Raw genomic sequence first — 13,814 nt, forward strand, 5'->3', positions numbered from 1 at the left:
CAGTGTTTCTACTATATATTGTAAAAAACTTGAAAAACACATACAATATATAGTGGACTTTTGCAGTGAGGTTTGTTATAATCATTCGTGGACGTATTCGTAAACCCGGAGCCTTGCAGAGGATTCGGGTCTTTTCACGGGATTTGGGGGAGACACCGGAAGAGGGAATGCTGAGTACAAAGAAAATGAAAGAAGAGGTATTTTGGGACAATGAAAGTAACAAAAAGGGATGGCAGAATTGTAGATTATGACAGAAACAAGATCATACTGGCGATTCAGAAGGCAAATGTAGAGGTAGACCGATACGAGCAGGTATCAGAGGAAACCATTGATTCCATCGTTGCCAGTATCGAAAATAAGAAAACGGATAACCTTATGGTAGAGGACATCCAGGATATGATCGAGCAGAAGCTTATGGCAGAGCGAAAGTATGAGCTGGCCAAGAAGTATATCATTTATCGTTACACCAGAGAAATGGTCCGCCGTGCCAATACCACAGATGACTCGATCATGAGTCTGATCAAAAACAGCAATAAGGATGTAATGGAGGAAAACTCCAACAAAAATGCGTATATCGCTTCTACGCAGAGAGACCTGATCGCAGGTGAGGTATCCAAGGATCTGACAAAGCGCGTTCTGCTTCCGGAAAAGATCATTAAGGCACATGAAGAGGGCGTGATCCATTTTCATGATATGGATTATTATCTCCAGAGTATTTTTAACTGTTGTCTGATCAATATCGGAGATATGCTGGAAAATGGAACCGTTATGAATGGTAAGCTGATCGAGAGTCCCAAAAGCTTCCAGGTTGCCTGTACTGTTATGACACAGATTATTTCAGCAGTTGCCAGCAGTCAGTATGGCGGACAGTCTGTGGATATCCGTCATCTGGGCAAATATCTTCGTAAGACCCGTGACAAATACGAGCGTCATTACAAAGAGAAATATGGTGATATTATTTCGGATGAGATCAGAGAGCGTTTTATTGATGACCGTCTTCGTGATGAACTTCGCTCCGGTGTCCAGACGATTCAGTATCAGATCAATACACTGATGACCACCAATGGGCAGTCTCCGTTTGTGACTTTATTCCTGAATCTTGACAAGGATGATCCTTATATTGAGGAAAATGCCATGATCATCGAGGAGATATTAAAGCAGCGCATTGAGGGAATTAAAAACGAAAAGGGTGTCTATGTGACGCCGGCTTTTCCAAAGCTGATCTATGTATTGGACGAGCATAACTGCCTGAAGGGCGGCAAGTACGATTATCTCACGAAGCTGGCGGTGAAGTGCAGTGCCAAGAGAATGTATCCGGATTATATTTCCGCAAAGATGATGCGGGAGAATTATGAGGGGAATGTATTTTCATGTATGGGCTGCCGCAGCTTCCTGACACCGTGGAAGGATGAAAATGGAGAGTTTAAATTTGAGGGAAGATTTAATCAGGGTGTTGTCAGCCTGAATCTGCCGCAGATCGGTATTCTGGCAGAGGGAGATGAGGAAAAGTTCTGGGCTCTTCTGGAGGAGCGTCTGGCACTTTGCTTTGAAGCTCTGATGTGTCGTCATCATGCGCTGGAGGGAACTCTTTCCAATGTCAGCCCGATCCATTGGCAGTATGGTGCGATTGCCCGGTTAAAATCAGGAGAGACCATTGACAAGCTTCTTCATGATGGATATTCGACGATATCTTTAGGATATATTGGATTATATGAGGTGACGAAACTGATGACAGGTGTGAGTCATACCGATCCGAAGGGAACGAATTTTGCTCTGCGCCTTATGAAACGTCTGCGTCTGGCATGCGATACATGGAAGCTGGAGACAGGGCTTGGCTTTGGCTTATATGGTACCCCGGCAGAAAGTCTTTGTTACCGTTTTGCTGAGATTGATAAGAAGCGTTTTGGGGAGATCAAGGATGTGACGGATAAGGGATACTATACCAACTCTTATCATGTGGATGTCCGGGAAAAGATTGATGCATTTGAGAAGTTCCGCTTTGAGAGCCAGTTCCAGAAGATTTCCTCCGGTGGAGCGATCTCCTATGTGGAGATTCCGAATATGCGCCACAATCTGGAAGCCCTGGAGGATGTGGTTCGATTTATTTATGATAATATCCAGTATGCGGAGTTTAATACAAAGTCCGATTACTGTCATGTATGTGGTTATGATGGAGAGATCATTATCAATGATGATCTGGAGTGGGAATGTCCACAGTGCCACAATAAGGATAAAAATAAAATGAATGTGACGAGACGTACCTGCGGTTATCTGGGAGAGAATTTCTGGAATGTAGGAAAAACAAAAGAGATCAACGCAAGGACGCTTCATTTGTAAAGTGAAAAAGAAGTGGTTTCTGTCAGTGTGACAGGTATGGTAAAAATAGATTTTGAAACCTTACCGGATACGCTGGCAGATTGTTCTTTCAGAACCCCTTTTTTATTGATGCGACAGGTCATTTTCAGGGAATCTACGGTGCCGGTGACATTTTTCAATTCCTCGGTGCTCATGGATGCCTGTTCGATGATCTGGCAGAAGTAATAGGATGCCGTTTCGCCGGACAGGGTAAATTCATATAAGGTATCACTGCCCTTAGGAGTCACCTTCATATCCTCAAGCTGGGAAGAGGCATCCTGCATAATATCCGAAACGAAGGTGACCATGGAAAGAACTTCTTCCGGAGAACGCTCCGTCCGTGTCTTTTCTTTTCCGTTATTTGTGATATACCAGCCGTCCTTATAGGTGGAATGACTTTTTTCTGTCTTTCCCCTGGTGGTAGTTTTGGTGGTCATGTCGAGGTTTAAATGATCGCGGTCGTTGACGCCGGTTATAAGAGCATTGGCACTCATATGGCGTTTTCCTTTGATCAGCTTTCCTCTGAGATTGATGGAGGCATCGGTTTTTGCACGAAAAGAGGACTGGGACAACAGCTTTTCGAAGGAAAAATATACTTTCCCCTCAGGCGAACCGGGATCCGGTGTTTCAGAAACTTCCTGTGGATCGCTAGTGGCGGATGCCGGCTGTGATGAGACATTTTGACGGCCGGTGTCTTTGGGCGTGGCAGCACGGTGGTGCTGGTACAGACATACGCCCTCTATCAATAGAAGTAACGCAATAACGGCGAACGCAAAGTATTTTAAAGGTGTTGATTTTTTGTTCATAGAGATCACTCCTTGTATGCTATATATTATGATGCTGCGGATTGCTTCGTTGCTATCTGCTTTTGACCCTTGCATCATATTATAATGTTATTTGACAGACAGGTCAAAAAAATCAGAAAAATAATCGAAACCGGAAAAAGGAGACGACATATATGAATTACGCAGAGATAAAGAAATGTGATGTAGCGAACGGACCGGGAGTCAGGGTGTCTTTGTTTGTCAGTGGCTGTACTCATCACTGCAAAGAATGCTTTAATAAAGAGACTTGGGATTTTCAGTTTGGAAAGCCATTCACACAGGATACGATCAATGAGATTCTGGAACTATTAAGTCCTGATTATATTAAAGGAATCACTCTGCTTGGAGGGGAGCCTATGGAGCAGGTGAACCAGCAGGGTCTTCTGCCGTTGCTGCGACAGATCCGGGAAAAGCTGCCGGACAAGACTGTGTGGTGTTTTACCGGATATGATTATGAAAAGGATGTTCTGGCCAGAATGGTACCGGAATGGGAGGAAACAAAAGAATTTCTTTCTTATCTGGATGTGCTGGTGGACGGAGAGTTTAAGATCGAACAGAAGGATTTGGGACTAATCTTTAAGGGGTCTGCCAACCAGAGAACGATCCTGGTGCAGGAGTCTCTCAGGGAAGGTCATATTGTATACTGGGATCCCCAAAATCCATAAGAATTTGATAAAATTCTATGAAATCCCAAAGAAATGCCAAAAACGGCTTGAAATTTTAGGACAAGTCCGCTACAATAATGAGTGGGTTGTGACTGCGAGGTAATCGGGCAGTTATGAGAAATGCTTAATTACTGCACAGCGCCAGCAGTGACAGTATATTATAAATTATATTTTAGGAGGAATTAAAAATGGCAGTAAAAGTTGCAATTAACGGTTTTGGTCGTATCGGACGTCTTGCTTTCAGACAGATGTTTGGTGCAGAGGGTTATGAAGTAGTAGCTATCAACGATCTGACAAGCCCAAAGATGCTTGCTCATCTGTTAAAGTATGATTCATCACAGGGTAAGTATGAGAAGGCTGATACAGTTTCAGCTGGAGAGGATTCCATCACAGTTGATGGTAAGGAGATTAAGATCTATGCATTCCCTGATGCAAACAACTGCCCATGGGGCGAGCTTGGTGTAGACGTTGTTCTTGAGTGTTCAGGATTCTACACATCTAAGGAGAAAGCACAGGCTCATATCAACGCTGGTGCTCGTAAGGTTGTTATTTCTGCTCCTGCAGGAAATGATCTTCCTACTATCGTTTACAACACAAACCATGAGACACTTAAGGCTGAGGATAACATCATTTCTGCAGCTTCTTGTACAACAAACTGTCTTGCACCTATGGCTGACGCTCTTAACAAGTTTGCAGCTATCCAGTCTGGTATCATGGTAACAATCCATGCTTACACAGGTGATCAGATGACTCTTGATGGTCCTCAGAGAAAGGGTGACCTCAGAAGATCTCGTGCAGCAGCAGTTAACATCGTTCCTAACAGCACAGGTGCTGCAAAGGCTATCGGTCTTGTAATCCCAGAGCTGAACGGAAAGCTCATCGGATCTGCACAGCGTGTTCCTACCCCTACAGGTTCTACAACAATCCTGACAGCTGTATGTAAGGGCTCTGATATCACAGTTGAGGGTATCAACGCAGCTATGAAGGCAGCAGCAAACGAGTCATTCGGTTACAATGATGAGGAGATCGTATCTTCTGATATCGTTGGTATGAGATATGGTTCTCTGTTCGATGCTACTCAGACAATGGTAAACAAGGTTGCTGATGACCTCTATGAGGTACAGGTAGTATCTTGGTATGATAATGAGAATTCTTACACATCTCAGATGGTAAGAACAATCAAGTACTTCTCAGAGCTTGCATAATCTGATCTGAGGTGCTTAAGCCGGACAGGCTGTCGTCGTTGAATGACAGACAACACTCCGGTGCATTGGTTGATCCATGTACGGGTCCGGTCTTTCATTGGACCGGGCTCGTTTTTCTTTTCTTACGGACATCCGGAGGAAAGACTGCTTTAAAAAGAGCAAAACTCTTCTTCTGATATCCGGAAGAGAGATTAATGATTAGGAGGAATGAAACATGTTAAATAAGAAATCTGTTGATGATATCAACGTAAAGGGCAAGAAGGTTCTTGTTCGCTGTGACTTCAATGTACCACTTGATGCAGACTTAAATATTACTGACGAGAATCGTCTCGTAGCTGCTCTGCCTACTATCAAGAAGCTGATCGCTGACGGTGGACAGATCATTCTTTGTTCTCACCTTGGAAAGCCTAAGGGAGAGCCAAAGCCGGAGCTTTCTTTAGCACCTGTTGCAAAGAGACTTGCTGAGCTTCTGGGCCAGGAAGTAAAGTTTGCCGCTGATGCCAATGTTGTAGGCGACAATGCAAAGGCTGCTGTTGCAGCAATGAAGGACGGCGACGTTGTACTTCTTGAGAATACACGTTACAGAGCAGAGGAGACAAAGAACGGAGAGGCTTTCTCTGAGGAGCTTGCATCTCTTGCTGATGTATTTGTAAACGATGCATTCGGTACTGCTCACAGAGCACACTGCTCTAACGTAGGTGTTACAGAGTTCATCCGTAAGAAGGGTGGAGATTGTGCCGTTGGATATCTGATGCAGAAGGAGATCGACTTCCTTGGCAATGCAGTAAACAATCCGGAGCGTCCATTCGTAGCAATTCTTGGTGGTGCTAAGGTATCTTCTAAGATCTCTGTTATCGAGAACCTTCTTGACAAGGTTGACACACTGATCATCGGTGGTGGTATGGCTTATACATTCATGGCTGCTCACGGTGAGGAAGTTGGTAAGTCACTTCTTGAGGAGGATTACAAGGAGTATGCACTGAAGATGGAGAAGAAGGCTGAGGAGAAGGGCGTTAAGCTTCTGATCCCTGTTGATACAACAGTTGCTGATGATTTCTCTAATGATGCAAACTTCAAGGTTGTTGGTCGTGGAGAGATCCCTGCAGATATGGAAGGTCTTGATATCGGACCTAAGACGGCAGAGCTTTTTGCAAATGCAGTAGCCGGTGCTAAGACGGTTGTCTGGAACGGACCGATGGGCTGCTTCGAGATGCCAAACTTTGCAAAGGGTACGATTGCAGTTGCTGAGGCAATGGCTAAGCTTGAGGGTGCAACAACCATCATCGGTGGTGGTGACAGTGCCGCAGCATGTAACCAGCTTGGATTCGGTGACAAGATGACTCATATCTCTACCGGTGGTGGAGCTTCTCTTGAGTTCCTTGAGGGTAAGGATCTTCCTGGTGTAGTTGCAGCAGATGATAAATAATCAGATTCAGATAAGGAGATAGTACAATGGCTAGAAGAAGAATTATTGCCGGCAACTGGAAAATGAACAAGACTCCTAGTGAGGCAGTTGCTTTAGTAAATGAGTTAAAGGATTTAGTAGTAAATGATGATGTGGATGTTGTTTACTGTGTACCTGCAATCGATATTGTTCCTGTCGTAGAGGCAGTAAAAGGCACAAACGTAGCAGTAGGTGCTGAGAATATGTACTTTGAGGAGAGCGGAGCTTACACAGGTGAGATCTCTGCACCAATGCTTGTAGATGCAGGCGTTAAGTATGTAATCCTTGGCCACTCTGAGCGTCGTGATTATTTCAAGGAGGATGATGTCCTTCTGAACAAGAAAGTTAAGAAGGCATTTGAGGCTGGTCTGACACCAATCCTTTGCTGTGGTGAGTCACTGGAGCAGAGAGAGCTGGGTGTAACAATGGACTGGATCCGTCTTCAGATCAAGTCTGACCTTGCAGGCGTTACTGCAGATCAGGTAAAGAGCATGGTAATCGCTTATGAGCCAATCTGGGCAATCGGAACCGGCAAGACTGCTACTTCTGATCAGGCACAGGAGGTATGCAAGGGTATCCGTGACCTCATCGCTGAGATCTATGATACAGATACTGCAGAGGCAGTTCGTATCCAGTATGGTGGATCTATGAATGCCGGAAATGCAGCAGAGCTTCTTGCAAAACCGGACATCGATGGTGGTCTGATCGGTGGAGCTTCCCTGAAGGCTGATTTCGGTAAGGTAGTCAATGCGTAATTGAGAGACATTTCGCCTAAATTGTTATAATACTTTTAAATGCGGTTTGGAAGGTCCTTGACTTTCCGGACCGTATTTTTGTTTTCAGGACAGATGAGAGGCCTTTGCACATTTTCATAGCAGAGACGGGTGTTCTTGTTATTGACGAATGAGAGGGAATCTTGTATACTCAAGAATGGTAGAATAAAAAGACCGTTGCCGGTGCTGTGGCGCGGCGATCAGAGACAGAGACAGCACAGAAAAGAGGAATAGAGATTATGAGTCAGAAACCAGTTGTATTAATGGTATTAGATGGTTATGGATTGAATGATAAGGTTGAGGGAAATGCAATTGCTCAGGCAAAGACACCGGTGATGGACAAGCTGATGGCAGAGTATCCGTTTGTAAAGGGAAACGCCAGTGGTCTTGCAGTTGGTCTTCCGGATGGTCAGATGGGTAACTCTGAGGTTGGTCATATGAATATCGGTGCCGGCCGTGTCATTTATCAGGAGCTGACACGTATTTCCAAGTCTATTGATGATGGCGATTTCTTTGAGAATGAGGAGCTTTTAGCTGCCATTGAGAACGTCAAGAAGAATGGCTCAGATCTTCATTTATATGGTCTGCTTTCCGATGGTGGTGTACACAGTCACAATACACATCTGTACGGACTGCTGGAGATGGCTAAGAGAAATGGTGTAGAGAATGTTTATGTACATTGCTTCCTGGATGGCCGTGATACACCTCCTGCATCCGGTAAGGAGTATGTAGAGCAGCTTCAGGCAAAGATTGACGAGATCGGTGTTGGCCACATTGCCAGCCTGCATGGACGTTACTATGCAATGGATCGTGATACCAACTGGGATCGTGTAGAGAAGGCATATGCTGCTCTGGTATATGGCGAGGGCGAGAAGGCAGAGGATGCTGTTCAGGCAATGGCCGATTCCTATGCCAAGGATGTGACAGATGAGTTCGTAGTACCTACTGTCATTGAGAAGGACGGAAAGCCACTGGCTACCATTAAGGACGGTGATTCCGTAATCTTCTTTAACTTCCGTCCGGACCGTGCGAGAGAGATCACCCGCAGCTTCTGTGATGAGGAGTTTACAGGATTTGAGAGAAAGAAAGGTTTCCTGAAGCTGACATATGTCTGCTTTGTGGATTATGATGATACGATTGGCAACAAGCTGGTTGCATTCAAGAAAGAGTCTGTAGAGAATACATTTGGTGAGTTCCTTGCAGCCAATGGAAAGACACAGCTTCGTCTGGCGGAGACAGAAAAATATGCGCATGTTACCTTCTTCTTTAACGGTGGAGTTGAGGAGCCAAACAAGGGAGAGGAGCGTTCTCTGGTAAAATCACCTTCCGTAGCAACTTACGATCTGCAGCCGGAGATGAGCGCCCCGGAGGTTAGCAGAAGATTGAATGAGGCGATTGGATCAGGCAAGTATGATGTGATCGTGATCAACTTCGCAAATCCGGATATGGTAGGCCATACAGGTGTGATTCCTGCAGCGATCAAGGCAGTCGAGGCAGTGGATGAGTGTGTTGGATCTGCAGTAGAGGCTGTTAAGAAAGCAGATGGCGTTCTGTTTATCTGTGCAGATCACGGAAATGCAGAGAAGATGATCGACTATGAGACCGGTGAGCCGCATACTGCTCATACAACCAACCCGGTTCCATTTATCCTTGTCAACTATGATGAGTCATATACTCTTCGAGAGGGTGGATGTCTTGCAGATATTGCACCGACATTGATTCAGGTAATGGGTATGGAGCAGCCAAAGGAGATGACTGGCCAGTCACTTCTGATCAGAAAATAATTCGGCTATTAAATGAAATGCGGGCAGATTTATAATAAATCTGCCTGTGATAGAAAAAACTTCTTGAAATGATAGGATACTTGTGCTATCATTAAGTAGTTGTTGTGTAACATCACAGCAGATCATTGTTACATTGGATTAAAGTGGAGGTTTTTTGATGATTAACATTATTCATGGTATTTTATTAATTCTTTATATTATTGATTGTATTGCATTGACGGTTGTTGTATTGATGCAGGAGGGAAAGCAGGCTGGTCTGACAGGTGCGATCAGTGGTGCAGCAGAGTCCTACTGGGGCAAGAACAAAGGTCGTTCCATGGAGGGCGGACTTGTACTGGCTACCAGAATTATGGCTGTGCTTTTCGTAGTATTTTCACTGCTTCTGAACCTCAAGATTTTCAGCTAAGATAATGGTTTCTTGCTGATGATCAGTACGATAGAGAAATTATGCCGTCTCATGGGTATCTCCGTGAGGCGGTTTTTTGGAATTAAGAGGGATAAAGCGAACGTGGTTCGCTTTGCGAACAAGGTTCGCTTTGCGAGCGCAGGTCGCTTTGCAGATTTGTGCCTGCGGTCCAAAGTTTGCGGACAGAGAAAGGAAAGAAGACGATGATGGTACAGGAAGAATTTGAAGAAAAAAAGAAAATGATCGATGAATTTGTCAATTCAAAGGGATATCGCAGCATGTCAATAAAGGAGATGGCAATGGTATTGCAGGTGCCGTCCCGTGAAAAAAAGGATTTTCGCGAAGTGCTGGATGCCCTTGCCATGGAGGGTAAGATCAGCATTGACTTGAAGGGAAAGATTAAACCGCTTCCGGCAGATGTGAAAGTGGGCCGTTATATGGCGACCCAGAGAGGCTTTGGGTTTGTGCGCGTTGAAAATGAGGAAGATGATATTTTTATTCCGGGGGTACATACCAAGGGAGCGCTTGACGGGGATACCGTACAGGTGCTGGTCAAAAAGGAAGGCGGAGAGGGCAAACGCCGGGAAGGCCAGGTGTTAAATATTTTGGAGCGCGGCAACAGCATTATCGTAGGAACCTATACACGCAGTAGAAATTTTGGCTTTGTCACACCGGACAATCAGAAATTTACCAAGGATATTTATGTGGCAAAGGCAGAGAGTAAAGGGGCTGTCACCGGTCACAAGGTAGTTGTGGAGATCACGGACTTTGGCGATGAGCAGCGAAAGCCGGAGGGGCGTGTTCTGGAGATTCTGGGACATGTGAATGATCCGGGTGTTGATATTCTCTCTGTGATCAAAGCATATGGTCTGCCGGAGGAGTATCCGGATGAGGTAATGAAGCAGATTGAGGATATCCCGGATGAGGTAGAGGAGAGTCAGAAGGCCGGCAGAGCAGATTTTCGTGATCTGCAGACGGTGACCATTGACGGAGAGGATGCGAAGGATCTGGATGATGCCATTACTCTTTCCAAGGAAGGAAATATGTATCATCTAGGTGTTCATATTGCGGATGTCAGCCAGTATGTGACAGAAGGGTCGCCTTTGGATAAGGAGGCGTTGAAGCGTGGAACCAGTATTTATCTGGTGGACCGCGTGATCCCGATGATTCCCCACAAATTGTCTAACGGAATCTGTTCTCTGAATCAGGGGGTAGATCGTCTGGCATTATCCTGTATGATGGACATCAATGAAAAGGGAGAAATTGTAAAGCATAAGATCTGTGAATCCGTGATCAATGTTACACGGCGTATGTCATATACCAGTGTACACAAGATTGTTGAGGAGAATGACGAGCAGGAGCGGAAAGAATACGAAGAATTAATTCCGATGTTCGAACTGATGTATGAGTTGGCAGAAATCCTGCAGGCAAAGAGGGAGAAGAGAGGTTCTATTGATTTTGACTTCCCGGAGGCAAAGATTATCTTAGATGAAAAGGGAAAGCCGATTGATGTCAAGGAGTATGAGAGAACCCAGGCAAACCGCATTATTGAGGAGTTTATGCTGGCAGCCAACCAGACGGTGGCAGAGGAATATTTCTGGAGCGAGCTTCCGTTTGTATATCGTACCCATGAGACACCGGATATGGAAAAGATCCAGAATCTTGCGTTATTTATTGAGAACTTTGGATATACTTTGAAGATCAAGGAGGATGAGATCCATCCGAAGGAGATTCAGAAGCTGATGCGTGCCATTGCAGGAAAGCCGGAGGAAGGACTGATCGGCAGACTGGCACTTCGTTCTATGAAGCAGGCGCGATATACTACAGACTGCGAGGGACATTTCGGCCTGGCAATGAAGTATTATTGTCATTTTACTTCTCCGATCCGCCGTTATCCAGATCTGCAGATTCACCGGATCATTAAGGAGAATCTTCACGGTGGCATGAAAGAGAAGCGGATCGAGCATTATCAGAAGATCCTGCCGGAGGTGACAGAGCAGACAAGTGCATTGGAGCGTCGTGCAGATGATGCAGAGCGTGAAGTAGAGAAGATGAAGAAAGCTGAGTATATGGAACAGTTTGTCGGAAAGGATTTCGAGGGAACTATTTCCGGTCTGACCACCTGGGGGATGTATGTAGAGCTGCCAAATACCATTGAGGGTATGATCCGTGTGGCAGATATTCCGGGAGACTATTACTATTATGATGAAGATCTGCATCGTATGGTGGGAGAAAATACAGGCAAGGTTTATAAGATGGGAGAGCCGTTGCGCATCATTGTGGCGGGAGTTGATAAGCTGACCAGAACCATTGACTTTGTATTGTATCAGGAGGATGAGGAAGGAAATCCGATCCTGCCGCCAATGGAAAAGAAGTCGCCGAAGGAGAGGATCAGTGCCAAAGAGAAAAAGGCGATGGCAGCCCAAGCCTCCGGAAAAGGACGAGGTGCTTCCAAGGACAAGGATGGAAAGGGTGGCAGAACCCGATCCGACAGAGGAAGCCGCAGAATGAAGGATCGTAAGGCAAAGAAAAAAGCAGCAAAGAGACGCAGCAGAAAATAAAAATTTTATAGCCGGTATATTAGATTCCACAGGAAGATGATATATTGTGCAGGGAGGAATTATGGGAAAGGAAAGTAAAAAGATCATAGCCAACAATAAAAAGGCCTTTTACGATTACTTTATTGAAGATAAATATGAAGCCGGTATTGAGCTGGTAGGAACGGAAGTGAAATCCCTCCGTATGGGCAAGTGCAGCATCAAGGAGGCATTTGTCCGGATCCAGAAGGGCGAAGTTTTTATTTATGGCATGCATATCAGTCCCTATGAAAAGGGAAATATATTTAACAGGGATCCTCTCCGGGCAAGGAAGCTTTTACTGCACCGTTACGAGATCCGAAAGATTGAAGGGCAGATTGCTCAGAAGGGATATACCCTGGTGCCGTTAAATGTTTATCTCAAAGGAAGTCTGATGAAAGTAGAAATAGGACTTGCAAAGGGTAAAAAGCAGTATGACAAGCGTCAGGATATTGCAAAAAAGGATCAGCGCCGGGAGGCAGAAAAGCAGTTTAAGGTGAAAAATTTGTATTAAATGTAATAATCCCGGAGCCGTTGCGGTAGGGTATATTAAAAAGCTGATTTTGTTATTGACAAAATGTTGTAAGGGTGTTATAGTAGTCAGCAAACTTACAACTTTAAGGGGTTGTACAGGTTTCGACGGGCTCGCTGAAGATGGAGAAGCTGTCCGTGGTCGGACACCACGTTAAAAGTTCGAAATTAAAATTAAACGCTGAAGATAATTTAGCACTGGCTGCCTAGTTGCAGCCCATCGGTCCTAGCGTCCCGCCGTTAGGGGTTCCGGTGTCGACCTGCGGGAAACTCTGATGCCTAAGCTTTGCGGTATCAGAAAATTCATGAAGCTACTGAAGACTGCAGCCTGTTAGTGGGCGTCAGCCGGAGGGAATGTAAAAGCACTGACTATGACAGTAGAAGGACATTGGATCCGGGTTCGGACAGGGGTTCGATTCCCCTCAGCTCCACTAGCCTCAAGGCGCGACATACCGTGTTTTGGGGCTTTTGTATTGCACTATATCTGGGGACAAAATTGGGATTAGAATATGGATATAAGAATTTGGAAAGAGTGAAGCCATATGAAGAAGGAATCATTTGTTATCGGGCAGAAACAATGTATCATATACTATGACGATAAGCCGGAATATATCCTGTTACAGCCGGTAAATGATCATGAAATGGAAAAACTCGACCGGCAGATGTCTCTGATAAAGGCAGAGGTTTCAGAGCCGTTTATATTTGTGGCATTTCTCGTGGAGCGGTGGAATCAGGAGTTATCGCCGTGGAACGCGCCGCCGGTCTTTGGGCAGGAGAGCTTTGGAGACGGTGCCGGAGAAACGTTGGGATTTATCAGTGAAAAACTGATTCCTTTGACGACAGAACAATATGCATCCGGGAGTAATTTACCTGTGATCTTGGGCGGATATTCTCTGGCGGGATTATTTGCATTGTGGAGTGCCTGTCAGACAGAGGAGTTTTCTATGGTAGCTGCGGTATCGCCGTCCGTATGGTTTCCGGGGTGGAGTGCTTATGCGCAGGAGCATAAGCTTAAAGCGGAGAGGGTTTATTTAAGTCTTGGCAGAAAAGAAGAAAAAACAAGAAACAAGATCATGGCAACGGTGGGTGATTGTATCCGGGAGCAACACAAAGGACTGATAGAAGATGGTGTTGTGTCTGTTCTGGAATGGAATGAAGGAAATCATTTTCAGAAATCAGATCTTCGGTGTGCTAAGGGATTTGTATGGTGTGTCCGAAATATAGTACACATATAAAATATTAGAAATCAAT

General features: G+C 45.1%; 11 protein-coding genes and 1 other RNA gene. 11 read left to right on the top strand and 1 reads right to left on the bottom strand.

Features of this window, described 5'->3' with window-relative positions; all coding sequences use genetic code 11:
* The first annotated feature begins 210 nt into the window (after positions 1-210).
* Entirely contained in the window at positions 211-2,337 is a 2,127-nt protein-coding gene (gene nrdD, locus H8704_RS02800; protein WP_022464576.1) for an anaerobic ribonucleoside-triphosphate reductase, read from the top strand.
* Here the strand turns inward: nrdD and H8704_RS02805 are convergent.
* Positions 2,328-3,161: a hypothetical protein gene (locus H8704_RS02805; RefSeq protein ID WP_118676718.1), complete on the bottom strand. Its 834-nt coding sequence runs from the start codon at positions 3,159-3,161 to the stop codon at positions 2,328-2,330. The genes nrdD and H8704_RS02805 overlap by 10 nt on opposite strands.
* 152 nt (positions 3,162-3,313) lie before the next feature.
* On the opposite strand from H8704_RS02805, the gene nrdG reads away from it, so the two are divergent.
* The 10 genes from nrdG (at position 3,314) to H8704_RS02855 (ending at position 13,798) form a co-directional block, all read left to right on the top strand.
* Positions 3,314-3,844 (top strand): anaerobic ribonucleoside-triphosphate reductase activating protein, encoded by a 531-nt coding sequence (gene nrdG / locus H8704_RS02810; protein WP_249297237.1) that lies wholly within the window; start codon positions 3,314-3,316, stop codon positions 3,842-3,844.
* 188 nt (positions 3,845-4,032) lie between these two features.
* Positions 4,033-5,049 (top strand): type I glyceraldehyde-3-phosphate dehydrogenase, encoded by a 1,017-nt coding sequence (gene gap / locus H8704_RS02815; protein WP_118689262.1) that lies wholly within the window; start codon positions 4,033-4,035, stop codon positions 5,047-5,049.
* Positions 5,050-5,263: 214 nt separating this feature from the next.
* Positions 5,264-6,475 (top strand): phosphoglycerate kinase, encoded by a 1,212-nt coding sequence (locus H8704_RS02820; RefSeq protein ID WP_118689263.1) that lies wholly within the window; start codon positions 5,264-5,266, stop codon positions 6,473-6,475.
* A gap of 26 nt (positions 6,476-6,501) precedes the next feature.
* Positions 6,502-7,248, top strand: coding sequence for a triose-phosphate isomerase (tpiA, locus tag H8704_RS02825; protein ID WP_022305794.1), 747 nt, complete (start codon positions 6,502-6,504; stop codon positions 7,246-7,248).
* A 257-nt stretch (positions 7,249-7,505) separates the two neighbouring features.
* The gene (gene gpmI / locus H8704_RS02830) at positions 7,506-9,050 is read left to right on the top strand and encodes a 2,3-bisphosphoglycerate-independent phosphoglycerate mutase (RefSeq protein WP_118676722.1); all 1,545 of its coding nucleotides are present in this window, start codon (positions 7,506-7,508) and stop codon (positions 9,048-9,050) included.
* 157 nt (positions 9,051-9,207) lie between these two features.
* Positions 9,208-9,456, top strand: coding sequence for a preprotein translocase subunit SecG (secG, locus tag H8704_RS02835; RefSeq protein WP_022464570.1), 249 nt, complete (start codon positions 9,208-9,210; stop codon positions 9,454-9,456).
* 206 nt (positions 9,457-9,662) lie between these two features.
* Complete coding sequence (gene rnr / locus H8704_RS02840; protein WP_249297352.1) at positions 9,663-12,017, top strand: ribonuclease R; 2,355 nt, start codon at positions 9,663-9,665, stop codon at positions 12,015-12,017.
* Between the two features lie 61 nt (positions 12,018-12,078).
* Positions 12,079-12,546, top strand: a complete 468-nt coding sequence (gene smpB / locus H8704_RS02845; RefSeq protein WP_022464568.1) for an SsrA-binding protein SmpB — start codon at positions 12,079-12,081, stop codon at positions 12,544-12,546.
* Between the two features lie 107 nt (positions 12,547-12,653).
* Positions 12,654-12,997: a transfer-messenger RNA gene (gene ssrA, locus H8704_RS02850) on the top strand.
* Between the two features lie 108 nt (positions 12,998-13,105).
* Positions 13,106-13,798 (top strand): alpha/beta hydrolase-fold protein, encoded by a 693-nt coding sequence (locus H8704_RS02855; RefSeq protein WP_118676728.1) that lies wholly within the window; start codon positions 13,106-13,108, stop codon positions 13,796-13,798.
* Positions 13,799-13,814 lie beyond the last annotated feature (16 nt).

The organism is Jutongia huaianensis (assembly GCF_014384985.1).
Lineage (GTDB): Bacteria > Bacillota > Clostridia > Lachnospirales > Lachnospiraceae > Jutongia > Jutongia huaianensis.

What these genes read in the sequence shown, in the direction of transcription:
- nrdD (WP_022464576.1), top strand. Translation starts at nt 211, where the DNA reads ATGAAAGTAACAAAAAGGGATGGCAGAATTGTAGATTATGACAGAAAC.
- H8704_RS02805 (WP_118676718.1), bottom strand. Translation starts at nt 3,161, where the DNA reads ATGAACAAAAAATCAACACCTTTAAAATACTTTGCGTTCGCCGTTATT.
- nrdG (WP_249297237.1), top strand. Translation starts at nt 3,314, where the DNA reads ATGAATTACGCAGAGATAAAGAAATGTGATGTAGCGAACGGACCGGGA.
- gap (WP_118689262.1), top strand. Translation starts at nt 4,033, where the DNA reads ATGGCAGTAAAAGTTGCAATTAACGGTTTTGGTCGTATCGGACGTCTT.
- H8704_RS02820 (WP_118689263.1), top strand. Translation starts at nt 5,264, where the DNA reads ATGTTAAATAAGAAATCTGTTGATGATATCAACGTAAAGGGCAAGAAG.
- tpiA (WP_022305794.1), top strand. Translation starts at nt 6,502, where the DNA reads ATGGCTAGAAGAAGAATTATTGCCGGCAACTGGAAAATGAACAAGACT.
- gpmI (WP_118676722.1), top strand. Translation starts at nt 7,506, where the DNA reads ATGAGTCAGAAACCAGTTGTATTAATGGTATTAGATGGTTATGGATTG.
- secG (WP_022464570.1), top strand. Translation starts at nt 9,208, where the DNA reads ATGATTAACATTATTCATGGTATTTTATTAATTCTTTATATTATTGAT.
- rnr (WP_249297352.1), top strand. Translation starts at nt 9,663, where the DNA reads ATGGTACAGGAAGAATTTGAAGAAAAAAAGAAAATGATCGATGAATTT.
- smpB (WP_022464568.1), top strand. Translation starts at nt 12,079, where the DNA reads ATGGGAAAGGAAAGTAAAAAGATCATAGCCAACAATAAAAAGGCCTTT.
- H8704_RS02855 (WP_118676728.1), top strand. Translation starts at nt 13,106, where the DNA reads ATGAAGAAGGAATCATTTGTTATCGGGCAGAAACAATGTATCATATAC.